Below are 22,647 nucleotides of genomic sequence, written 5' to 3'. Positions count from 1 at the left end.
AATTATGAAACGACAACTGATCTGTCTGCTTTCGCTGCTGCTCCTGTCGGGCGCCACGACGGCAACCGTCGCCAAAGGTAAGAAATCCAAGAAAAAGGCCCAGACGACGGCTCCCGCCGCACCCGCGAAGAAGCAAAGCGATTACGACAAGCTTTTCAAAGATAAAAAAGTAAAAACCTCCAAGGGAGGCATGATGACCCTGCACCTGGTCGACGACCAACTGCTCGTCGAACTGCCCCTGAAGACGCTCGGGCGCGACATGATGCTCATGTCGTCGGTGGCCGAGATCACCGACCATACCGACAGCTACGTCGGCCTGTCGCCCCTGCGTCCGCTGCAGGTCAAGTTCGACACGATCAACCGCTCGGTCGTACTGCGCCGCGACCGCAGCCAGTCGGTGGTGGGAGACAACAGCGAGGGAATCCGCCGTGCGCTCGAGCAGAGCAACATGCCGGCGATCCTCGGCTCGTACAAGATCAAAGCCTTCAACGCCGATTCGACGGCCGTCGTGTTCGACATGACCGACCTGTTCATCGGCGACGAGAGCCTTCTGACGGCCATCGACCCCCGCTCGGAGACCAAACTCGTACTGCGCGGCATCTCCTTCAACCAGAAGAAAGACCGCTCGATGCTGGTCGACGTGGCCGCCTTCGACGACAACGCCAACATCACCAGCTACATCACCTACGACAGCAAGATCGGCAAGACCTACAACAAGGTGACCACCGCCAAACTGGTGCGTTCGCTGACCCTGCTGCCCGAGACCCCGATGCGTCCGCGCCTGGCCGATTTCCGCCTGCCGCTGAACGTGCTGGGCAAATACAACTACCATTCGGGCTACAAACTGATGGACCCCGTCTACTTCGCCACGCGCTGGCGCATGGAGCCGTCGGACCAGGCGGCATACGACCGCGGCGAAACCGTGGAGCCGAAAGAGCCGATCGTCTTCTACATCGACACCACCTTCACCGCACAGATGGGCGGAGCGATCACGAAAGGCATCCTCGAATGGAACAAGTGCTTCGAAGCCATCGGATTCAAGGACGCCATCCGCGTCAAGCCGTTCCCCACACCGCAGGAAGACCCGCAGTTCAGCCCCCAGAATTTCCGCTACAACTGCATCAATTACGTGCCTTCGCTGGCCGGTGATTCCCGCGTACGCACCTATGTCGACCCCCGCAGCGGCGAAATTCTCCGCACGACGGTCATGGTCTGCCACAACATGGTCTGGGAAATGCCGTTCGAGATCTTCGTCTTCACGGCACACGCCGACCCCTCGGTGCGCCAGCGTTACATGCCCGACAGCACGCTCTTCGAGCACATCAAGAACCACTTCACGTGGCTGACGGGCGTCGACTGCTTCGGCATGTCGTACAACCTCACCTCGTCGGCGGCTTTCCCGTCGGATTCGCTGCGCAACAACCCGGCCTTCACGCAGAAGTACGGCACGACGCCTTCGATGCTCGACATCGCCAAGTACAACTTCATCGCACCAATCGACGCCGTCAAGAAGGGCTACCGCATCACCCCGACGGGCGTGGGCGAATACGATTACCATGTCGTAAAGTGCCTCTACAAACCCATCCCCGGAGCCAAGACTTCCGAAGAGGAGCTGAAAGTGGTCGAGAAATGGGTCGACGCAACGGTCGGCAATCCCATCTACCGGTATGAGAACGCCAAGGACTGCCCCGACTGCGGAGCCAACGACGTGGGCGACGACGACATCAAGAACTTCAAGTATGCGCTCGGCAACCTGAAGTACTGCATGGAAAACTTCGACAAATGGATTTCCGACAAGGACGATCCGGAGTACCTCTACCGCCAGGGCCTTTACAACTACCTCTACCGCCGTTACAAGCAGTTACTGACGCAGGTCGCCATCACGGCCTACGGCGTGAAGACCTACGAGCGCAAGGCCAACGACCCCGTACCCAATTACGAGTTCACCTCCTACGAGGTCCAGAAAGAGGCCCTCGACATTCTCTACGCCCACCGCTACATGCCCGATTGGGTATGCCGTCCCGAACTGGTAAGCCTGATGGGCATCCAGCGCGAGCGTATCGAGGAGCACAAGGACTACGTACAGTTGCTGATGACCGCCACGGCGACCCGCCTGTTTGTCTACGACGGACAGGGCAAAGACCATTTCGACCACAAGCGCTACATCCGCTACATGTTCGACAAGCTCTTCGAGAAGACCCGCAAGGGCCAGAAACTCTCTGACGAGGATTTCTACTACCAGACAAACTTCGCCAAGACGATGATGGCTTCGTCGCACGTCATCGACCGGAACGCCAAATTCAAGAATCGCGGCGGGGCATCGTCGACACTGGCCGCACAGATCGCCGACGACCCGAGCATCTTCGACTTCAGCGATCCCGAGGCTTGCATGAAGGCTGCCGACGAATTGCCGCTGCTCTACCCGGTGAACGACGTGAATTTCGGCCGCGACGAAGTAAGCGCCCAGTACGGTGCGCTGAAATACTGGCCCGTGCTGAACACGCAGTCGACGCGCCAGCTCTATTTCGGCATCCTCAAGGAGCTGCGTAACGTCGTGAAACCCTACATCAACACCTCCGATCGCCGCACCCGCGAGCATTACCGCTTTATTTACGAGTCGATTAACCGGCTCATAGACTAAGACTTTGAAGAATACCCGCCTTCGAAGTCCGAAGGCGGGTATTTTTAAATACTTTGTTTCAAATAACCTGACAGCGTATGAAGAAATTTTTACCCGACGGGCGTTTTCCCGGCAGACTGGTACGGCGGCTGGCCGTGCTGCTGACGATTTGTATGACGGGACTGGGTATCGCCCGCGCGCAACAAGCGCAGCCGACAATTGCAGTCGATTTCCGCAATGCCACCGTGCAGCAGGTCTTCACCTGGCTGGACAACCACTCGCAGTACGATTTCGTCTACAACAACGGGCAAATCGAATCGCTGCCCCGCGTCTCGATCCAGATGGCCCATACCACGGTGATCGACGTGGTGAAGCTGTGCCTGCGCAACAGCAACCTCAGCTATCAGATTCGTGGCAACATGATCGTCATCCGTCCCGCCGAAGAGATCCGTAAGGGCACGGAAGAAGCCGTACAGTTCTCCGGCGTGGTTTACGACGAAAACGGGCTGCCGCTGGCCGGTGTCAGCGTCGTGCTGAAAGAGGCCGGACGCGGCGCCGTGACGGGACCCGACGGCAAATTCGTGCTCCGCTCGCGCCGCACGGACAACATGGTCCTCTCGTTCTCGTTCCTCGGCATGAAACCCCAGGAACTGACCGCTTTCCAGAACGGCAAGCAATCGATCAAGGAGCTCGACCGGATCAATATCCACATGGACCCGCAGGTGAGCGAAATCTCCAACGTCGTGGTCACGGGTATCCTGAACATCGCCCAGAAATCGTTCTCGGGTTCGTCGACGACCATCACGGGCGAACAGCTCAAAACAGTGGCCCCCTCGGGCAACCCGCTCAGCGCCATCCAGATTTTCGAGCCTTCGTTCCGCGTCACCGAGAACCTCGACATGGGCTCGAACCCCAACGCCCTGCCCGAAATGTACGTTCGCGGACGTTCGGGCATCGGCACGCCGGTGCTCGACGAGAGCCTCACGTCGGAGCACGCCCTGAAGAACGACCCCAACCGTCCGATCTTCATGCTCGACGGATATGAGGTTTCGATGGAGAAGATTTATGACCTGGACATCGAGCGCATCGAGACCTACACGATCCTCAAGGACGCTGCGGCTACGGCCATGTACGGTTCGCGCGCCGCAAACGGCGTGATCGTCATCACGACCAAGAGTTTCACCAACGGCCGCCTGAACGTGAGTTACAGCGGCAACTTCGCGATCAGCGCCCCCGATCTGTCGAGCTACAACCTGATGAACGCCCGCGAGAAGCTCGAAGCCGAGCTGCTGGCGGGCTATTACGACACGGACGACCCGACCCTGATCGCCACCAAGCTCAAGGAGTACAACGGCAAACTGCAAAACATCGAGCGCGGCATCGAGACCGACTGGCTCGCCCTGCCGCTGCGCACGTCGTTCAGCCACAAACACTCGATCGGCATTTCGGGCGGCGCCGACGCATTCCGCTACGGCATCGACCTGATGTACGACAACCAGGAAGGCGTCATGAAGGGGCTGAACCGCAAAAAGATGGAGGCGGCGCTTAACCTGCAATACCAGTATAAGGGCCTGACCTTCCGCAACCAGATGACCACCACGCTGGTCAACTCGAACGAGTCGCCTTACGGCTCCTTCTCGGAATACGTGCGCATGAACCCTTACGACACCTACCTGGACGAGAACGGCAAGATCGGCATGAACATGACCACCTGGCACAGCGGATCGGCGTATCGCAACCCGATGTACGACGCCATGCTGGGCAGTTTCGACAAAGGCAAACGCCACGAGTTCTACGACCAGTTCGACGTGCGCTACTACCTCAACAAGAAGATCAACTTCAAGGCCAACATCGCGCTGGGCTACATCGTCAGCGATGCGGACAAGTTCACCGATCCCGCGGCAAGCAGGTTCAAAGACACGGAAAAAAAGGGACAACTCGTAACTTCGACGCAGAAACAGTCGAACTACGACATCAACGTAAACGGCTACTATAACGACCAGATCGGCAAGCACAACATCAACTTCGTCGTCGGCTTGAACATCCGCGAGGAGAAGACCGATTACAAGGGATTCACTTACAGCGGCTTCCCCGAAGGCGGATTCTCGGGCCCGGGCTATGCCAAGGACCTCGACACGGAGAGCTACCTCGAAAGCAAGAACCGCCTGTTCAGCGCCCTTTCGGTGCTCAACTACTCGTACAACGACGTGGTCTTCGCCGACCTCTCGGGACGTATTGACGGCAGTTCGCAGTTCGGTGCGAACAAGCGTTTCGCCCCCTTCTTCTCGACGGGTGCGGGCGTCAACCTCCACAACCTGAAGTTCTTCAAACAGAAGACCCCGTGGCTGACGCAGTTCAAGCTGCGCGGATCGTACGGTATGACGGGTAAGGTATCGTTCCCCTCCTACGCCGCACAGAACAAATACGTGATGATCACCGAGTGGCACTACCCCACCGGCGACGGCGTGGAAATCCGCTACCTGGGCAATCCCAACCTGAAATGGGAGCGCACGCTCCAGACCGACTTCGGTTTTGAAATGACAATCCTTAACGGCCTGTTCTACGCCAAGTACAACTATTACGTCAAGGATACGCACGACTCCGTGGCCGACATGACCATCCCCACCTCGTCGGGTTTCACCACCTACAAGGAGAACGTAGGCCAGGTAGAGAACCGCGGACACGAAATCCATCTCCGCAGCCGCATCGTCAACACCAAGAACACGATCATCAACCTGATGTTCACCGGAGCGTCGAACAAGAGCAAGCTCAAGAAAATTTCCAACTCGCTGAAAGCCTACAACGACCGTGTAAACGAACACTACAACAGCAATAACGGCGGCAACGACGTACAGGCCACCCCCTTGCTGCGCTACTACGAAGGCGGCTCGCAGACAGGCATCTACGCCATGCGCTCGCTGGGTATCGACCCCGCGACGGGGCAGGAACTGTTCCTGCGCCGCGACGGATCGACCACTTTCAAGTGGGACCCCGCAGAGAATGTCCTCGTAGGCGACACCGAGCCTACGATGAGCGGTTCGTTCGGTCTGAGCGCCTATTGGAAAGGACTCACGCTCGACACCTATTTCCTCTACGAGTGGGGCGGACAGCGTTACAACCAGACGCTGCGCCAGACGATCGAAATGGCCGACATCCTCAACAGCAACTGCGACCGCCGCGTGCTGAGCGACCGCTGGATCAAACCCGGCGACGTAGCCCGCTTCCGCAACATCAAGGATTACAACTCCGTAACGCGTCCAACCTCACGCCTGGTCCAGAATTACAGCTACCTCAACATGTCGAGCCTCTCGGTAGGTTACGAGTTCAAGCGCGACCTGATCAGCAAGCTGGGGCTCTACCGCCTCAAACTGCAGTTCAACTGCCGCGACCTGTTCACCGTCAGCTCGATCCAGGTCGAGCGCGGCCTCTCGTCGCCCTACGCACGTTCGTTCACCCTCTCCGTCAATGCATCCTTCTAAAAACGCGCGAATCATGAAAACGAAAAAGACATACCTTCTGGTGCTGCTCCTCGCCGCAACGATGACCACCGCATGCGAAGACTGGCTGAAGATAGAGCCCCAGTACGAAATCACCGAAGAAGATCTCTACAAGAATACCGCGGGTTATTACAAAGCCATCAACGGCCTTTACTACCAAATGTCGGACATCACGATGTACGGCAAGGAACTCTCGTGGGGCATGACCGACGTATGGGCCCGCTATTATGCGATCGACCCGGCCAGCGACTACAAGGGTTATCCACAGATGTACAACCTCGAATACGACGCCAAGGAGGCTGCTGCAATCGCCTCGGCCACATGGAGCGCCGGTTACAAGATCATCGCGCAGGCCAACGACCTGATCGCCCACGTCAAAAAGGCCGACGAGAATTTCTTCACGTTGGGTGAAATCGACCGTAACACGATCCTCGGCGAAGCATATGCCATACGCGCCATGATGCACTTCGACCTGATGCGCCTGTTCGGCACGTCGATGGAGGTCGATCCCGACGGCCGCTACATTGCCTATGTCGAAACCTATCCCTCGACGGTGAATCCGCCGATTTCCAACCGGGAGTTTATGGGCAAGGTCATCGCCGACCTCAAGCTGGCTCACGACCTGCTCAAGACCTACGACGTGGAAATCAGCCCTTCGCAGACCACCTCGACGGCCTACCGCTTTTTCGCCACGAACATGCCTTCGCAGGGTAAGTTTTACAGCAACCGCGGTACGCGCCTCAATTACTACGCCGTAACGGTGCTGCTGTCCCGCGCCTGCCTCTGGGCCCAGCAGACCGAAGATGCGCTCACCTATGCACAGGAGATTATCGACCTGGTGACGGCCAAGACCCTGCAATTCGCAACTTCGTCTTCGATTTCGAATACACCCAAGATGTTCGACGACCTGCTGTTCGGCTTCTACAACGAAAAACTGATGGAGACTTACGAGCCTTATGTGAATAACACGAACTCGAAACGGCTCACCATCGACAGCAAATCCTTCTTCACCACCCCCTCCGGCGACAGGCGATCGGCGTTCATCAACACCTCGACCAATTTCATGCAGAAATACACGGTCAAGGTGAGCGATAAGAAAGACATGATTATTCCGAACATCCGGATCAGCGAGGCTTACTACGTCGCAGCCGAGTGTCAGTACAAAACCGACATGCCAAGCGCAGCGGCCAACCTGATGGTCGTACGCAAAGCCCGCGGCTACTCGTCGCCCGCCCTGACGGGAACGGAGACGGAAGAGGCATTCTGGGAGGCATTGACCTACGAATACCGGAAGGAGTTCATCGGCGAAGGACAGCTTATCTTCTTTTTCAAACGCACCAATCGTCCGATCGCCTTTTCCGGAGGCAACTTCAACCATGCGGGCAAACTCACCCTGCCGGTTCCCGACAGCGAAAGCGCCATTCCCAACAATTAAAACAGTCGAAACGATGAAAAAAACGATAGCAATACTCGCAGCAGCCATCGCGCTCGTCACGATCGGCTGCAACAAATCGGAGATTCTCTCTCCGACCGACCTGCGGCATATCTACATGTCGTATCCGGAAAAAGACAATCCGGTTTTCTACTTCTCGTTCATCTCCACAACCAAGGAGACCGTAAAGATCGCCGTGCCGATCAAATTCGCAGGTCACAAACTGACCGAGAACCTCGCCTTCGCCCTGAAGGTTTATCCCGGCGAAGACGAAGTAACGCTCAGGAAAGGCGAAGAATACGAACTCCCGGAGCTGACCTTCCACAAAGAGGACTTCCTCGACACGATCTTCGTCACGATCCACAGGACGGAACGGATGAAGACGGGCATCTATAACCTGAAATTCAGCCTCGAGAGCAATGCGAACTTCCTCGCCACGCAGACCGGAGCGCTGGAGGCGGAACTCCGCGTCACGGCGCAAATCGCACAGCCGTCTTGGTGGAACCAGGACGTAGTAGATTTCTACCTGGGCAAATACAGCGACAAAAAATTCGAACTGTTCTCCCAGAACATCTTCACAGGCGACTATGGCGAACTGGACGACAGCGAGAAGCGCTATTACGCCACCCTGTTCAAATACTGGCTCGAAGAGCAGAATCCAAAGGTGTCCGAAGAAGACGGTACGCTGATGACAGTGGCGATCCAGGGTTAATCATTAAAAGAAACGGATTATGAAAAAATACAAGATTCTGCTTCTGGCAGTTGTGGCGGCACTGGCGACCGGGTGTTACAGCGACGACAGCAATCTCGACTACAAGACGCTCGACCTGCCCGTAATCGACAACCCGACGAACGACCTGGCGTTGTTCGTTCCCAACCGCGCCTACAAAATCAAGCTCTCCGAGCACCTGCGAATCACGCCCAACGTGGTTTACAAGGACATGAACGACCTTTCGTACAAATGGGTCATCGACGGCAAGGTAATAACGACGACCAAGGACCTCGACTGGGAGTGCGACATGGAGACCGAACGCGTATCCTGCTACTTCGAAATCCGGCGCAATTCGGCCGGAAACTCGACCATTTTCTCCTTTACCATCGAGCTGGAACAGCCCTATCAGAAAGGTTACAGCGTGTTGGTCGAAACAGCGGAAGGGGAATTGCGGTACGATGTCATCAGTTATACCGAACCGCTCACGAATCCCTATACCTTCACTTACCATAAAGACGGTGCAGGCATCCCGCTTCTCTTTACGGGCGACAATCCGCGTCTGAAAGAGTATTGGTCCTGTGAAACCTCCAGCATCATCGGAAACGTCATGTTCCTCGACGACGATCCCAACAACTGCGCCTCGTTCAATGGCCTGTCGCTCCTGAAAGAGATGACCTTGGCCCAGGAATTCAAGGACGAGGAGCTTCCCGCCGATTTCCGGCTGAAGGATTTCATGCACGGAGGTTTTGTCAGCTACGTGCTCGCCGACGACGGACGCATCTTCCAGCGCAAGGGTTCGCGCATCTACTACACGGGGCGTTTCCTGAACCTGCCGATGCAGTACAACGGCAAGCAGATCAACGGCAAGAAATTCATCGGCGCGAGGTATTCCACAAATAACGGCGGAAACTACGGCCTGATCTACGAAGAAACCGACAAGGGCGGACGATTCCTGCTGGTCAATTTCGATTACGACACAGCCTCGAGCTCAACCGGCAAAAAAGCCGGTCAGTTGACCGAATTTCCCGAAGGCAGCAAGATGGACGGCATCACCGACTATGAGTTGATCGACGGCTGGCACATCAAAAATGCCAATTTCGGATACAACGGCGGACAATCGAGCATCATGATGCTGTTCCGCAAGAAATCCGACGGCAAGTATTACACGCGCGAAGTGAGCATCAAATTCACGGTATCGACCGCAGGTATCGACATCTCCGAGGTATATGCCGAAGTTTACCGCGAACTGCCCGATTTCGGTCCCGACAGCAAAATCTGCGTAATCCGGATCGACGGTTACGGTGATGTCATGTATGCACCCCAAGGGTATATTTATTACACGGCAGCCTCGAATCCCCGCAAGGTATTGAGCAAGCCGCGTACTTCGAAGGACGCTCCCGTCGAATTCCACACTTTCGACAGCGAAGTCATCGCGATCGATCACGAAACCTACACGCGAACCAGCGGTTACATGGCTTTTGCGCTGGGCGACGGAACAGTCATGATTTATACGACACGAAGATCAGGACTTACCCCGACGACAAACCTGGATACCTTCGAAGAGGAACGCGTCGTTTCCACATTCGATGTCGAAGGCAAAATCCGTTGGATGGGATGCAAATACGGAGGTATCTCCAGCTATTAACAGAGCACCCCGACACACAAGACAGCCGCTTCCGAAAAGAAGCGGCTGTTTCTATTTCAGACCCGCAGCAGGGCGATAAAAAGCGTGAAAAGGAAGAAGAATTTACTGAGCCGCAGGCGAAGCGAACGGTAGCCGCGGTACTTCTGGGTTTTAACCGTGTTGATGCTGATGCCGAGGCGCCGGGCGATCTCCGCGCCCTTGAAACCGGCGATCGAGAGGCGGATAATCCGCTGCTGCTCGGCAGGCAGGGCATGGATGTCGCTGTAAAGACGGCGTATCACCTCTTCGCCGACAAAGCCGGCGAGTTGTTCCATATCGGCTTCGGGATCGATGTGGGGGGGGGTACAGCCCTCCTGCAGATTCCGCTCATGCAGGTTGCGCAACAGCGACTCCCGGTTGGTACAGTCGCGGCGGTAAGCCAGCGAATTGTGGTAAACCGAACGGTAAAGATAGGCCGTGAGTTCAGGCAGTACGGAGAAGATGCGGTCCGACTGCCACAGTTTGAGCAGCAGTTCCTGAACGAGGTCCTCGGCCGTAGCGGGACTGCCCATAAGCGATGCGGAGTAGGAGCAGAGGGCCTTGTAGTAACGGACGTAAAGTTCCTCCCAGGCAGCGGGGTCTTTCCCGTTGATCCTGGTTACGAAATCTTCAGTCTCGGTCCTCTTCACCTCCATAACTACATGTCCCCCGCCACCCGGAAACCGGGACGAGCGCTACTTTACAGCCCCGAAAGCGGGCCTTGCAACAAAGGGTACGGTTGCAAATATAAGTATTTTGCACCAATATATAGGCAATTCGGACATTTTTCTGTTCCGATCGAACAGGCCGTATTTTTACATATTTCAACTAAAAAACGGGGTAAAAACGACATTTATTCCGGATTCCGCCCGATGGCATAATAAATCGTCATCAAAGATTGCATTTTAATTAAATTTTCCTAAATTTGTAAAAAGCAAAACAGCCCATAAATCACATGGCAAAACGAGAACTTTTACTCGGAGACGAAGCCCTTGCACTGGGGGCGCTCCACGCAGGACTGTCGGGTGTTTATGCCTATCCGGGTACGCCTTCGACCGAAATCACCGAATATATCCAGCAACACTCCCTGGCTGCGGAACGAGGCGTGCACCGCACGTGGTCCTCGAATGAAAAGACCGCCATGGAAGAGGCGCTCGGCATGTCGTTCGCCGGCAAGCGCGCACTGGTCTGCATGAAGCATGTGGGGCTGAACGTGGCAGCCGACGCCTTCGTCAATTCGGCGATGACAGGGGCCAACGGCGGACTGGTGGTCGTAGCGGCGGACGATCCCTCGATGCACTCGTCGCAGAACGAACAGGACTCACGGTTTTTCGGGAAATTCGCCCTCATACCTACTTTCGAACCCGCAGACCAGCAGGAGGCTTATGCAATGACAAAAGCGGCCTTCGACCTTTCGGAGCGCTACCGGATTCCGGTGCTGATGCGCCTGACGACCCGCATGGCCCATTCGCGCGCCGTAGTCGAAGTGGGCGAAGCACGCGCCGAGAACGTGTCGAGTTATCCCGAACAGCCCCGCCAGTGGGTACTCATGCCGGGGAACTCGCGCGTACGGTACAAAACGCTGCTGGAGGATTACGCCCGTCTGGAGGAACAGGCCGCCGCAAGCCCGTTCAACACTTACACAGAAGGGGCCGACAAACGGCTGGGCATCATCGCCTGCGGCATCGCCTACAACTACCTGATGGAAAACTACCCCGACGGATGCCCGAACCCGGTGCTGAAAATCGCACAATACCCGCTGCCCCGCGACCTCGTGCGGCGCATCGCCGCCGAATGCGGTACGCTGTTGATCCTCGAAGAGGGACAACCCGTCGTCGAAGAGGCCGTCCGGGGCGTACTGCCCAACCCCGTGACGATCCGAGGCCGCCTGACCGGCGTACTGCCCAACCCCGTGACGATCCGAGGCCGCCTGACCGGCGAACTGCCCCGCACCGGGGAGCTGTCGCCCGACAGCGTACGCACAGCCCTCGGCATGCCGCCTCGCCCGACGCAGGCAGCAAGCGAGGTCGTCGTCGCCCGTCCGCCGGCACTCTGCCAGGGATGCGGACACCGCGATATGTATCACGCCCTGACGGAGGTGGTCCGCGAATACCCCTCCGCAAAGGTGTTCAGCGACATCGGCTGTTATACGCTGGGGTGGCTGGCTCCGCTGCACGCCATCGACACATGCGTCGACATGGGCGCTTCGATCACCATGGCCAAAGGTGCGGCCGACGCCGGACAATACCCCTCGATTGCCGTGATCGGCGATTCGACCTTCACCCACTCGGGCATGACGGGCCTGCTGGACGCCGTGAACGAACGGTCGAACATCACGGTCGTCATCTCGGACAACCTCACCACGGGCATGACCGGCGGCCAGGATTCGGCCGGAACAGGCCGCCTGGAACAAATATGCGCCGGCATCGGCGTCGATCCCGCACACATCCGCGTGGTCATCCCCCTGCCGAAAAACAGCGAGGAGATGAAAGCGATAATCCGCGAGGAGATCGCCTATCCGGGCGTATCGGTCATCATTCCGCGCCGCGAGTGCATCCAGACGGCCAAGAGGCATAACACGACAAAAAAATAAAAGACCATGAAACGCGACATCATCCTTTCGGGCGTAGGCGGACAGGGAATCCTCTCGATCGCCGCCGTCATCGGGCGGGCCGCCCTCCAGGACGGACTGCAGATCAAGCAGGCCGAGGTTCACGGCATGAGCCAGCGGGGCGGCGACGTGCAATCGAACCTGCGCATCTCGTCGTCGGCAATCCGTTCGGACCTCATTCCGCGCGGCGCGGCCGACCTCGTCGTCTCGCTCGAACCGATGGAAGCGCTGCGCTACCTGCCGTGGCTCTCCGGCGAAGGTTGGGTGATCACCAACACCACGCCGCTGGTCAATATCCCCAACTACCCCGCCGCAGAGGCCTTGCAGCGTGAACTGGAGAAACTCCCGCACGTCGTGGCCCTCGATGCGGACGCCGTCGCCCGGGCTGCAGCATCGCCCCGTTCGGCCAATATGGTGCTGCTGGGCGCCGCCGCACCGTTCCTGGAAATCGACATCGCAAAACTGGAAGCAGGTATCCGCGACATCTTCGCCCGCAAAGGGGAACAAATCGTCGAAATGAACCTCACGGCATTCCGCGCCGGTTACGAAGCGGCTCAAAAACAGGCAAAACGATGAAAATACCGTTCGACAGGTCCACCCTCCGCAGCGCACTGGAACGGATGGACATCGCAGACATCGCGCAGGCCACGATCCGCCAGTCGGGCGACATCGCCCGCATCATGGAGCGCGAGACGGGCACAGAGTTCCTCCACCTCGAAATGGGCGTGCCGGGACTGCCGCCCGAACGAGTGGGCGTCGATGCCGAATGCCGCGCCCTGCAATCGGGCATCGCGTCGCAGTATCCCAACATGTTCGGCATCCCACAGCTCAAAGAGCAGGCGTCGCGGTTCCTGAAAGCCTTCCTCGATGTCGACATAGCCCCGCAGGGCTGCATCCCCACCGTCGGTTCGATGCAGGGAAGTTTCACGACCTTCCTGCTCTGTTCGCAACTCGACCCGCAGAAACGCAAAATCCTCTTCATCGACCCCGGATTCCCCGTGCAGCGAAGCCAGGTGCGCATCCTGGGAATCCCCTCGGAGTCCTTCGACATCTACGACTTCCGGGGCGAGAAACTGGGCCCGAAGATCGAAAGTTACCTCGCCGCAGGCGACGTGGCGGCCATCGTCTACTCCAATCCCAACAACCCGGCGTGGATATGCCTCACCGAAGACGAACTGCGTACGATCGGCACACTGGCCACGCAATACGACGCCATCGTCATCGAAGACCTCGCCTACCTCTGCATGGACTTCCGCAAACCGCTGGGACGGCCTTTCGAGGCTCCCTACCAGCACTCGGTGGCACGCTATACGAAAAACTACATCCTGCTGGTTTCCGGGTCGAAGATTTTCAGTTACGCCGGACAGCGGATCGCCGTGGCGGCGATCTCCGACGCGCTTTTCCACCGTGAGTACCCGGCCCTGCGCGAACGCTACAACATCGGGCGGCTGGGCGACGCCTACGTGCTGGTCTTCCTCTACGCGGCATCGTCCGGAACGAGCCATTCGGCGCAGCACGCCCTTGCAGCGATGTTCCGCGCCGCAGCCGACGGTGAACTGGACTTCGTAGGCGAAGCCTCGGAATATGCCCGGCGCGCGAAACTGAGCAAGGAAATCTTCCTCCGCCACGGATTCCGCATCGTCTACGACAAGGACCGCGACGAGACGGTCAGCGACGGATTTTTCTATACGATCGGCTACGGCACGATGACCAGCGCAGAATTGTTAAGCGAACTGCTGTTATACGGCGTCTGCGCCATCTCGCTCACCTCGACCGGAAGCCGCCAGCACGGCATCCGGGTCTGCATCTCGCAGATGAACCGTCCGGAGCAGTTCGACATGCTCGAAGAGCGGCTGAAAGCATTTGCCCAAAACCATAAATAGGACCATCATGCGCTTCACGACTGCCGCGGAGGCGGTAAAACTCATCCGATCCAACGACAGCGTCTACATCCAGGGCAGCACCTCGATCCCCGAAGTGCTCGTGGCGGCCATGGCCGGCCGCGGAACGGAGCTCGACGGGGTAAAGGTCTACTCGGCATTTGCCGTAGGGGCTTTCGACGCCCCCTACTGCCGGCCCGAATACAAGGAGTCGTTCCTCGTCAACAGCCTGTTCGTCGCCAACAATATCCGCCGGTGGCTGGCCGACGGTTACGGGCAGACAATCCCTGCGTTCCTGGGCGAAATCCCCGGCCTGTTCCGCGACGGCACGCTGCCTGTCGACATAGCGCTTATCAATGTCTCGCCGCCCGACGCCGAAGGCTATTGCTCGTTCGGCGTCTCGGCCGACCTCGCGGTCTCGGCCGTGGAATGTGCCAAGACGGTGATTGCGCAGGTCAACAAAGCGATGCCCTACTCCTACGGCGACGCGGTGATCCACTCCTCGCGCTTCGCGGCGGCCGTGGAAGTCGACTCCCCGCTGGTGGAAGTTCCGACAGCCGTACCGACCGAGACCGAGCTCAAAATAGGCAACTACATCGCCGAACTGATCCCCGACGGAGCCACGCTCCAGATCGGCGTGGGAGGCGTCCCGAACGCCGTATTGGCTGCCCTGAGCGGACACAAGCACCTGGGACTGCACACCGAAGCGATGACCGACGGCGTGCTGCCGCTGCTGGAAAGCGGCGTGATCGACAACTCGCAGAAGGCAGTGATGCCCGGCACGACGGTGGCTTCGCTGGCCCTCGGCTCACGCCGGTTGTACGACTACATGGACTATCGCAAGGACCTCGTGATGAAGGACGTGGCGTGGACCAACGACCCGTTCCGCATCCGCCGGAACCCGCGCGTCATGGCCATCAACTCGGCCGTGGAGGTCGACCTCACGGGGCAGGTGTGTGCCGACTCGGTCGGCACGCGCATCATTTCGGGCGTCGGCGGCCAACACGACTTCATGTACGGCGGAGCGCTGTCCGAGGGCGGCAAGACCTTTATCGCCATTCCTTCGGCCACCCCCAAAGGCGAATCGAAAATCAAAGCGCTGCTATCGCCCGGCGCGGGCGTCGTCACGACGCGCCATATGGTCCAGCACGTCGTCACCGAGTACGGCGTGGCACACCTTCGGGGCCGCAACCTCGCCGAGCGCGCCCGGGCACTGATCGCCGTGGCGCACCCCTCGGTCCGCGAAGAGCTGGAACGCGCCGCAGCCGAGCGCTTCGGCTATTCGTTCCTGCGGCTCAAAGCATAACTTCTGCCCGGCTCCCCGAAGAGCCGGGTTTTTACTATATTTACGCCCAGTTTCCGGGGCTTGCCCCGCCGCACAGCGGCCCAAAACCGTTCCCAAAAGGCAGAGCCGATTTACAAACGCCGCCGCAAGCCGCCCGGAAGCATGAAAAAATGCGAATTTACCGATCCGGAAATATGTTTAGAAAATACCTCTTTTTCGACCTCGACGGTACGCTGACCGACCCTATGCAGGGGATCACCCGGTCGGTACAATACGCCCTGCACCACTTCGGCATCGAAGTAGAAGACCTCAACGAATTGTGCCCCTTCATCGGACCGCCGCTCACGGACTCCTTCCGGGAACGTTACGGCATGACCGACGCCGAAGCAGCCGAAGCCGTCGCCAAATACCGCGAATACTACGCCCCGAAAGGAATCTTCGAGAACGAAGTCTATCCGGGAATCCCCGGCCTGCTGGCCGCAACGGCCGCCGCAGGATGCGTGAACGTCATGGCCACCTCGAAGCCGATGCCCTTCGCCCGGCAAATCGCGGAGCACTTCGGCTTCGAACAGCATTTCCGGCTGATCAGCGGCAGCACGTTCGACGGCACACGCACGACCAAGGCCGACGTGATCCGCCATGCGCTCGGCTTCCTACGGATCGCCCCGCACCAAGCCGTGATGATCGGCGACCGCCGTTACGACATCGAAGGAGCCGCCCAGACGGGCCTCGCCTCGGTAGCCGTGGGCTGGGGATACGCTTCGCCCGGAGAACTCGAAGCCGCCCGGCCCGACCATTTCGTCACCGACGTTGCAGCGCTCCGCCGGCTGCTCATCGGCCCCGCTTAAAAAGCGGGATTCAGGGGTGACAGCAGGCCGGAGTGCCCGGGCTTCAGCCGTCGCTTTTCAGACGGCCCGACAGGAGCGCTAACGATCTGTAACCATACTCTTATCGGGGGGGGGCAACATTTTATTGATTTTCGATAAAAATAAATTGTTTTTCACGATTTCTTTATTACCTTTGTCCCCAAGTGCGTAACAAACCGTTACCCCGGCAAACCTCACTCGGCCCGCAGCGGATATGATAAAGCTTGAAAACATCAACAAAACCTACAACAACGGTTCGCCCCTCCATGTACTGAAAGGCATCGACCTCGAAGTCGGCAAAGGCGAACTGGTGTCGATCATGGGAGCCTCGGGTTCGGGCAAATCGACCCTGCTGAACATCCTCGGCATCCTCGATGACTACGACAGCGGAAACTACTACCTCGCGGGCCGCCTGATCAAAAACCTCAACGAAACGCAGGCCGCCGCCGCGCGGAACAAAATGATCGGCTACATCTTCCAGTCGTTCAACCTGATCAACTATAAAAACGCCGTCGAGAATGTCGCCCTGCCGCTTTACTACCAGGGCGTGGCGCGCCGCAAACGCAATGCGCTGGCGCTCGAATACCTCGACCTGCTGGGCCTGCGGGAGTGGGCCATGCACATGCCCAACGAGATGTCGGGCGGCCAGAAACAGCGCGTGGCAATCGCCCGGGCGCTGATCAACCAACCCGAGATCATCCTCGCCGACGAGCCTACGGGCGCCCTGGACAGCGTCACCTCGCAGGAGGTGATGAACCTTTTGCGCAAGGTCAACGTCGACATGGGCATGACGATCATCTGCGTCACACACGAACAATCGATCGCCGACCAGACCGACAAGATCATCCGCCTGAAAGACGGCGTCATCAGCAGCATCGACGAAACGGGACTCGGAAAACGATGAGGGAGCTGCTGCTGGAAATCTGGACCTCGGTGCGGCGCAACAAGCTGCGCACGTTCCTCACGGGATTCTCGGTCGCGTGGGGTATCCTCATGCTCGTCATCCTGCTCGGCTCGGGCAACGGGCTTCAGAACGGCGTGCTGGCCAACTTCGACGACTACGCGACCAACTCCATCGACCTTTATGGCGGCCGCACTTCGAAACCCTGGATGGGCTACGACAAGGGCCGCCGTATCCGCATGTGGAACAGCGACCTGGAGATTCTCAAACGGGAGTTTCCCGAGATCGACGAGATTGCCGCAAACAAATGGCTCGACGGCAAAAAGGCCACTTACGGACGGGAATTCACACAGGTATGGCTGCGGGGATCGCTCCCGAAAGTGCAGCAGATGGAAGGCGTCAAACTCTCGGCCGGACGATATATCAACGACGAAGACGTAGCGCAATACCGCAAGGTAATCGTCATCGACGAACCGATGCGCCGGGTACTTTTCAAGGGTGCAGACCCCATAGGCAAGCAGATCAAAGTCGGAGGGCTCGTCTTCACGATAATCGGCATCGAAAAGGGCGACGCCCAGCGCAACAACTCTTCGTGCACGATTCCGCTTACGACCGGGCAGTTGATCTACACAGCCAACAATCCCGAAATCAACAATACCATCATTACCCTGCGGGGCATCGACACCGATGAACAGATGGAGGACTTCGAGAAACGTCTACTTCGACGCCTCGCGGCCGAACACCACTTCGCCCCGGACGACAAGAGCGCCATCTGGATCGACAACACCATGGAACAGTACAAAAACATGATGGTAGTCTTCGGCGGAATCAACCTCTTCGTCTGGATCATCGGACTGGGCACGCTGCTGGCGGGCATCGTCGGTGTGAGTAATATCATGCTGGTCACCGTTACCGAGCGCACCGCCGAATTCGGCATCCGCAAGGCCCTGGGCGCAAAACCGTCGTCGATCATCCGTCTGATCCTCACCGAATCGGTGATGATCACCGCGGCGTTCGGTTACATGGGCATGGTACTCGGCGTGGCTGCCATGGAAGGGCTCAACTACCTGCTCGAACAATCCCCCGCCGAACAGACGGGACACGGGATGAACACAGTGTTCCTCAATCCGACAATCGACCTGGGCATAGCGGTAAGCGCAACGGTCGTGCTCATCGTCGCAGGCCTCATCGCCGGTTACATCCCGGCCTACCGTGCCGCGCAATTAAAGACAATCGACGCCCTGCGTTACAACAAATAGAGCCATGGGATTCTTCGATACAGACCGTTGGAACGAAATCTGGCAGACCATCGCCCGCAACCGCAAGCGCAGTATCATGACCGCGCTGGGCGTATTCTGGGGCATCTTTATGCTTACGGTGATGCTGGGCGCCGGCATGGGCCTCGGACGGCTGTTCCGGGCGCAGTTGGGCGACATGTCGACAAACACGCTGCTCATGCAGCCCCAGCAGACGGGAATCCCCTACAAGGGCATGCCCAAGAACCGCTGGTGGCGGATGGACAACGCAGATGTCGATGCGGTCAAAAAACTCCCCGAGGTGATGTACGCCTCGGCGGTCTACTGGGGCGGCGAACTCCATTGCAGCTACCACGAACGCAAAGGCGACTACACGATGATGGGCTATACGCCCGACTACCAGAAGATCAACCCGCAAAAAATCCTCTTCGGACGGTTTATCAACGAGGTGGACATGGTACAGAAACGCAAGGTCTGCGTCATCGGGACCCAGATATGCAAAGACCTCTTCCCCGGCGTCGAGGACCCCACGGGCAAGGTGATCAAGATGAACAACAGCTATTTCACCGTGATCGGGGTGCTGCGCAAACAGAGTTCGGCCATGTCGTTCAGCAACGTTGAACGCACGGCTGTCGTACCCGTATCGCTCGCCCAGCAGATGTTCGGGCGCGGCAACCAGATCCACATGCTCGCCGTGGCGGGCCGCGACGACACCCCCAGCAAAGAGGTCGAGAAGGCCTGCCGCGAGGCGATCTTCGCCCGCCACATCATCTCGCCCGACGACGAAAAAGCCGTCTGGGCCATGGCTACGGCCGAGATATTCGACAAGGTGATGGGGTTGTTCCGCGGCATTGCGCTGCTGACATGGATCGTAGGTCTCGGAACGCTGCTGGCCGGCATCGTCGGCGTGAGCAACATCATGCTGGTGCTCGTGAAGGAGCGTACGCAGGAGATCGGCATCCGCCGCGCGCTGGGCGCCCCGCCCCGGGCCATCATTTCGCAAATCCTGTCCGAGAGTTTCGTGCTGACATTCATCGCGGGCGTATTGGGCCTCACGGCCGCCGTGGGACTGTTGTCGGTCGTCGATTCGATCTACTACCAGGCGGTCACCGTGGCACAGGACGGATTTGAAATCTCGTGGATGATTTCGTTCGGAACGGGCATCACAGCACTCGGAATCCTCGTGGCGGGCAGCCTGCTGGCGGGTATCATACCCGCAACACGCGCATTGAGAATCAAGGCGGTAGACGCCATACGCGAAGAATAAAACTAAAAATTAAAACCATATTTGCGGCTATGAAAAAGTTTCTGAAGATTTTTGCCGGAGTACTCTTTGCAGCACTCTTACTGGGGACCTTCTGGTTCCTGTGGCAGAAAACCCGTCCGGTGAAGGTCGTCTACACGATCGTGGAGCCGAAACTGGACACGCTCAAACAGTTCGTGGTGGCCACGGGCAAGGTAGAACCCCGCGACGAGGTGATGATCAAACCCCAGATTTCGGGTATCATCTCCGACGTTTACAAGGAGGCCGGGCAACTGGTCCGCAAGGGCGAAGTGATCGCCACGGTAAAGGTCGTCCCCGAAATGGGTCAGTTGTCGAGCGCCGAATCGCGCGTCTCGGTAGCTGAAATTTCGCTGGCGCAGACCCGCCGCGAATACGACCGCACGAAGGCCCTGCACGAAAAGGGTGTGGTCTCGGACGAGGAGTCGGAACAGGGCCGCACCGCCCTCGAAAAGGCCGAAGAAGAGTTGCAGAACGCCAAGGAGAACCTGGAGATCGTGAAGAACGGCATTTCGAGCCGCTTCAAGGAACTGAGCAACACGCAGATCCGCTCGACGATCGACGGCATGATCCTCGACGTGCCGATCAAGGTCGGCAACTCGGTCATCCAGGCCAACACGTTCAACGACGGCACGACGATCGCCACGGTAGCCGACATGTCGAACATGCTCTTCCGGGGCAACGTCGATGAGACGGACGTAGGCAAACTGCACGAAGGCATGCCCGTCAAACTCACCATCGGCGCCCTGCAAAACGTCGAACTGGACGCTACGCTGGAATACGTGTCGCCCAAAGCCACCGAAGACAACGGCGTGATCCTGTTCGAGGTCAAAGCCGCCGTGAAGATTCCCGCCGACGTTTTCGTACGCGCCGGATACAGCGCCAACGCCAGCGTGATGATTCAGAGCCGCGAAGGGGTGCTCACCCTCCCGGAAAGCACCGTGGAGTTCGAGGGAGACAAAACCTATGTCTATGTGCTGACCAGCGCCGAGGGAGCCGAGGAACAGACCTTCGACAAACACGATGTCAAAATCGGTCTTTCGGACGGTATGAACATCGAAATCACCGAAGGAGTAGCGGCCGGGGACAAGATTCGCGGCATCCAGGAAGAGAAGAAGAAAAAGTAACCGCAAAAATACCGCAGCATGAAAACCGGCATCTTACTCGCCGCCCTGTGTGCCGCCGCAACGACGGTCTCAGCGCAGAATGCGGCGCCCGATACGGCAGCCCCGGCGCCTGGCGCCGCCTGGTCGCTCGACGACTGCATCGGCTATGCCCTGCACAACAACATCGAAGTACAGCAGCGTTCGCTGAAGGTCGAAAGCAGCGATGCGGACCTCTCGACCGCAAAATTCAGCCGCCTGCCCAACTTGGGGGCATCCGTGGGTTACCAGGCTTCATTCGGGCGCGGCACGGGAGAGGACAACACCTACAAGAGCGGAACCGTGCAGAACGGCTCGTTCGACGTTTCGGCCTCCATGCCGCTGTTCCAGGGCATGCGCATCAACCGCCAGATCAAGGCCGGGAAACTGGACCTCGCAGCAGCCGTGCAGGACCTGGAGAAAGCGCGCGAAGATGTATCGATCAACATCATGACGCTCTACCTCGACGTGCTCTATAACAAGGAACTGGTCGGCGTAGCCGAACGCCAGTTGGCGCTGAGTTCGCAGCAGGCCGTGCGCAGCCGTGCGCTGGCGGCCTCGGGAAAACAGCCCGAATCGGCCGTTTACGAGAGCGACGCCCTCGAAGCCAAAGACCGGCTGGCCCTCACCCAGGCCCGCAACGACCTGCGGCTCGCGCTGCTGAACCTGAGCCAGGCGCTCAACCGCGAAAGCGCCGCGGGATTCGACATCGTGGACCCGACGCTCGACAGCGTAACCCTCGCCTCGCTCCACCGGCTCGGTTCGGCAGAAGACGTATACGCCTATGCCGTCGAGAACCGTCCGCATATCAGGGCGGAGCAACTGCGGCTCGAAAGTTCAGAGCATTCGATCGCTATCGCCCGCTCGGAACTTTACCCGTCGCTTTCACTCCGCGGCGGCTACGGCACGGGTATTTACAGCAACAGCAGCATCTCGGGATTCTGGCCGCAGTTCCGCAAAAACGGCAGTGAATCGGTCGGCGTAACGCTCAGCGTTCCGATCTTCAACCGCCGGGCCACGCACAACAACATCCTCAAAGCCAAGATAGCCCTGCGCAGCCAGCAGCTCGCCGTCACCAATGCCGAGCGCGAGTTGCGCAAACTGATCGAGCAGGCGTGGTACAACGCCGACGCCGCTTATGCCAAATACAATTCGGCCCAGGCCGCTTCGGCTTCGGCAAAGGTGGCATTCGCCTACGAAGAGCAGAAAGCCGCGGCAGGCCGCTCGACGATCTTCGATTTCAACGATGCCAAAACGCGCATGGAGAAGGCCGAGGCCGAAGCCGTGCAGGCCAAATACGAATTCGTCTTCCGTTCGAAAATCCTCGATTTCTACCGCGGACAACCGCTGCGACTCTAAAACGGAGATTTGCATATACGAATCCAAACAAAGAGGGCGGCCTAAACGGTCGCCCTCACTGCTGCCCGGAACACCAAGTCCCTAAAGAATCCGGGCAGCTGCCGGACTGAATCCCGGACCTCCTCCGGCAGGAAAGTCCTT

General features: G+C 58.4%; 16 protein-coding genes. 15 read left to right on the top strand and 1 reads right to left on the bottom strand.

The window, feature by feature from the left end; translation table 11 throughout:
• The first annotated feature begins 4 nt into the window (after positions 1 to 4).
• The 5 genes from KG007_RS09965 to KG007_RS09945 all read left to right on the top strand — a co-directional run bounded on the left by KG007_RS09965 (position 5) and on the right by KG007_RS09945 (position 9,906).
• A complete protein-coding gene (locus tag KG007_RS09965) occupies positions 5 to 2,641 on the top strand; it encodes a DUF5117 and DUF5118 domain-containing protein (protein WP_213348577.1) in 2,637 nt (878 codons plus the stop codon).
• Between the two features lie 77 nt (positions 2,642 to 2,718).
• Positions 2,719 to 6,099 (top strand): SusC/RagA family TonB-linked outer membrane protein, encoded by a 3,381-nt coding sequence (locus KG007_RS09960; protein ID WP_213348575.1) that lies wholly within the window; start codon positions 2,719 to 2,721, stop codon positions 6,097 to 6,099.
• A gap of 13 nt (positions 6,100 to 6,112) precedes the next feature.
• Positions 6,113 to 7,552, top strand: coding sequence for a RagB/SusD family nutrient uptake outer membrane protein (locus KG007_RS09955; RefSeq protein WP_249413304.1), 1,440 nt, complete (start codon positions 6,113 to 6,115; stop codon positions 7,550 to 7,552).
• A gap of 13 nt (positions 7,553 to 7,565) precedes the next feature.
• Positions 7,566 to 8,261 carry a DUF4843 domain-containing protein gene (locus KG007_RS09950; RefSeq protein ID WP_195461136.1) on the top strand — a complete coding sequence of 232 codons (696 nt, stop codon included), beginning with the start codon at positions 7,566 to 7,568 and terminating at the stop codon, positions 8,259 to 8,261.
• A gap of 19 nt (positions 8,262 to 8,280) precedes the next feature.
• Positions 8,281 to 9,906, top strand: a complete 1,626-nt coding sequence (locus KG007_RS09945; protein WP_195461135.1) for a PKD-like family lipoprotein — start codon at positions 8,281 to 8,283, stop codon at positions 9,904 to 9,906.
• 56 nt (positions 9,907 to 9,962) lie between these two features.
• On the opposite strand, the gene KG007_RS09940 is transcribed toward KG007_RS09945, so the two are convergent.
• Complete coding sequence (locus KG007_RS09940; RefSeq protein WP_195461134.1) at positions 9,963 to 10,580, bottom strand: RNA polymerase sigma factor; 618 nt, start codon at positions 10,578 to 10,580, stop codon at positions 9,963 to 9,965.
• A gap of 299 nt (positions 10,581 to 10,879) precedes the next feature.
• On the opposite strand from KG007_RS09940, the gene KG007_RS09935 reads away from it, so the two are divergent.
• From KG007_RS09935 to KG007_RS09890, 10 genes are all read left to right on the top strand, one after another.
• Positions 10,880 to 12,517: a thiamine pyrophosphate-dependent enzyme gene (locus tag KG007_RS09935; protein WP_213348573.1), complete on the top strand. Its 1,638-nt coding sequence runs from the start codon at positions 10,880 to 10,882 to the stop codon at positions 12,515 to 12,517.
• A 6-nt stretch (positions 12,518 to 12,523) separates the two neighbouring features.
• Positions 12,524 to 13,111, top strand: a complete 588-nt coding sequence (locus tag KG007_RS09930) for an indolepyruvate oxidoreductase subunit beta (RefSeq protein ID WP_195461132.1) — start codon at positions 12,524 to 12,526, stop codon at positions 13,109 to 13,111.
• Entirely contained in the window at positions 13,108 to 14,418 is a 1,311-nt protein-coding gene (locus tag KG007_RS09925; RefSeq protein WP_195461131.1) for an aminotransferase class I/II-fold pyridoxal phosphate-dependent enzyme, read from the top strand. The genes KG007_RS09930 and KG007_RS09925 overlap by 4 nt, the downstream gene beginning before the upstream one ends.
• Positions 14,419 to 14,425: 7 nt before the next feature.
• On the top strand, positions 14,426 to 15,721 hold the full coding sequence (locus KG007_RS09920) for an acetyl-CoA hydrolase/transferase family protein (RefSeq protein WP_213348571.1): 1,296 nt from the start codon (positions 14,426 to 14,428) through the stop codon (positions 15,719 to 15,721).
• Between the two features lie 173 nt (positions 15,722 to 15,894).
• Positions 15,895 to 16,548: an HAD family hydrolase gene (locus KG007_RS09915; protein ID WP_213348569.1), complete on the top strand. Its 654-nt coding sequence runs from the start codon at positions 15,895 to 15,897 to the stop codon at positions 16,546 to 16,548.
• Positions 16,549 to 16,780: 232 nt separating this feature from the next.
• A complete protein-coding gene (locus KG007_RS09910) occupies positions 16,781 to 17,470 on the top strand; it encodes an ABC transporter ATP-binding protein (RefSeq protein WP_195461128.1) in 690 nt (229 codons plus the stop codon).
• The gene (locus KG007_RS09905) at positions 17,467 to 18,726 is read left to right on the top strand and encodes an ABC transporter permease (RefSeq protein ID WP_213348568.1); all 1,260 of its coding nucleotides are present in this window, start codon (positions 17,467 to 17,469) and stop codon (positions 18,724 to 18,726) included. The genes KG007_RS09910 and KG007_RS09905 overlap by 4 nt, the downstream gene beginning before the upstream one ends.
• Before the next feature lie 4 nt (positions 18,727 to 18,730).
• Positions 18,731 to 19,990 (top strand): ABC transporter permease, encoded by a 1,260-nt coding sequence (locus KG007_RS09900; RefSeq protein ID WP_195461126.1) that lies wholly within the window; start codon positions 18,731 to 18,733, stop codon positions 19,988 to 19,990.
• A gap of 29 nt (positions 19,991 to 20,019) precedes the next feature.
• Positions 20,020 to 21,132 (top strand): efflux RND transporter periplasmic adaptor subunit, encoded by a 1,113-nt coding sequence (locus tag KG007_RS09895; RefSeq protein WP_195461125.1) that lies wholly within the window; start codon positions 20,020 to 20,022, stop codon positions 21,130 to 21,132.
• Between the two features lie 18 nt (positions 21,133 to 21,150).
• Positions 21,151 to 22,506, top strand: coding sequence for a TolC family protein (locus KG007_RS09890; protein ID WP_195461124.1), 1,356 nt, complete (start codon positions 21,151 to 21,153; stop codon positions 22,504 to 22,506).
• Positions 22,507 to 22,647: the final 141 nt, after the last annotated feature.

The sequence above is a fragment of the Alistipes montrealensis genome, assembly GCF_018362775.1.
GTDB classification, from domain to species: domain Bacteria; phylum Bacteroidota; class Bacteroidia; order Bacteroidales; family Rikenellaceae; genus Alistipes; species Alistipes montrealensis.
The sequence above is the reverse complement of the archived record's forward strand: the minus strand, read 5'-3'. Positions and strand labels throughout refer to the sequence as shown.

Excerpts from the sequence above, each read along its gene's own strand:
- KG007_RS09965 (WP_213348577.1), top strand. The coding sequence starts at position 5 with ATGAAACGACAACTGATCTGTCTGCTTTCGCTGCTGCTCCTGTCGGGC.
- KG007_RS09960 (WP_213348575.1), top strand. The coding sequence starts at position 2,719 with ATGAAGAAATTTTTACCCGACGGGCGTTTTCCCGGCAGACTGGTACGG.
- KG007_RS09955 (WP_249413304.1), top strand. The coding sequence starts at position 6,113 with ATGAAAACGAAAAAGACATACCTTCTGGTGCTGCTCCTCGCCGCAACG.
- KG007_RS09950 (WP_195461136.1), top strand. The coding sequence starts at position 7,566 with ATGAAAAAAACGATAGCAATACTCGCAGCAGCCATCGCGCTCGTCACG.
- KG007_RS09945 (WP_195461135.1), top strand. The coding sequence starts at position 8,281 with ATGAAAAAATACAAGATTCTGCTTCTGGCAGTTGTGGCGGCACTGGCG.
- KG007_RS09940 (WP_195461134.1), bottom strand. The coding sequence starts at position 10,580 with ATGGAGGTGAAGAGGACCGAGACTGAAGATTTCGTAACCAGGATCAAC.
- KG007_RS09935 (WP_213348573.1), top strand. The coding sequence starts at position 10,880 with ATGGCAAAACGAGAACTTTTACTCGGAGACGAAGCCCTTGCACTGGGG.
- KG007_RS09930 (WP_195461132.1), top strand. The coding sequence starts at position 12,524 with ATGAAACGCGACATCATCCTTTCGGGCGTAGGCGGACAGGGAATCCTC.
- KG007_RS09925 (WP_195461131.1), top strand. The coding sequence starts at position 13,108 with ATGAAAATACCGTTCGACAGGTCCACCCTCCGCAGCGCACTGGAACGG.
- KG007_RS09920 (WP_213348571.1), top strand. The coding sequence starts at position 14,426 with ATGCGCTTCACGACTGCCGCGGAGGCGGTAAAACTCATCCGATCCAAC.
- KG007_RS09915 (WP_213348569.1), top strand. The coding sequence starts at position 15,895 with ATGTTTAGAAAATACCTCTTTTTCGACCTCGACGGTACGCTGACCGAC.
- KG007_RS09910 (WP_195461128.1), top strand. The coding sequence starts at position 16,781 with ATGATAAAGCTTGAAAACATCAACAAAACCTACAACAACGGTTCGCCC.
- KG007_RS09905 (WP_213348568.1), top strand. The coding sequence starts at position 17,467 with ATGAGGGAGCTGCTGCTGGAAATCTGGACCTCGGTGCGGCGCAACAAG.
- KG007_RS09900 (WP_195461126.1), top strand. The coding sequence starts at position 18,731 with ATGGGATTCTTCGATACAGACCGTTGGAACGAAATCTGGCAGACCATC.
- KG007_RS09895 (WP_195461125.1), top strand. The coding sequence starts at position 20,020 with ATGAAAAAGTTTCTGAAGATTTTTGCCGGAGTACTCTTTGCAGCACTC.
- KG007_RS09890 (WP_195461124.1), top strand. The coding sequence starts at position 21,151 with ATGAAAACCGGCATCTTACTCGCCGCCCTGTGTGCCGCCGCAACGACG.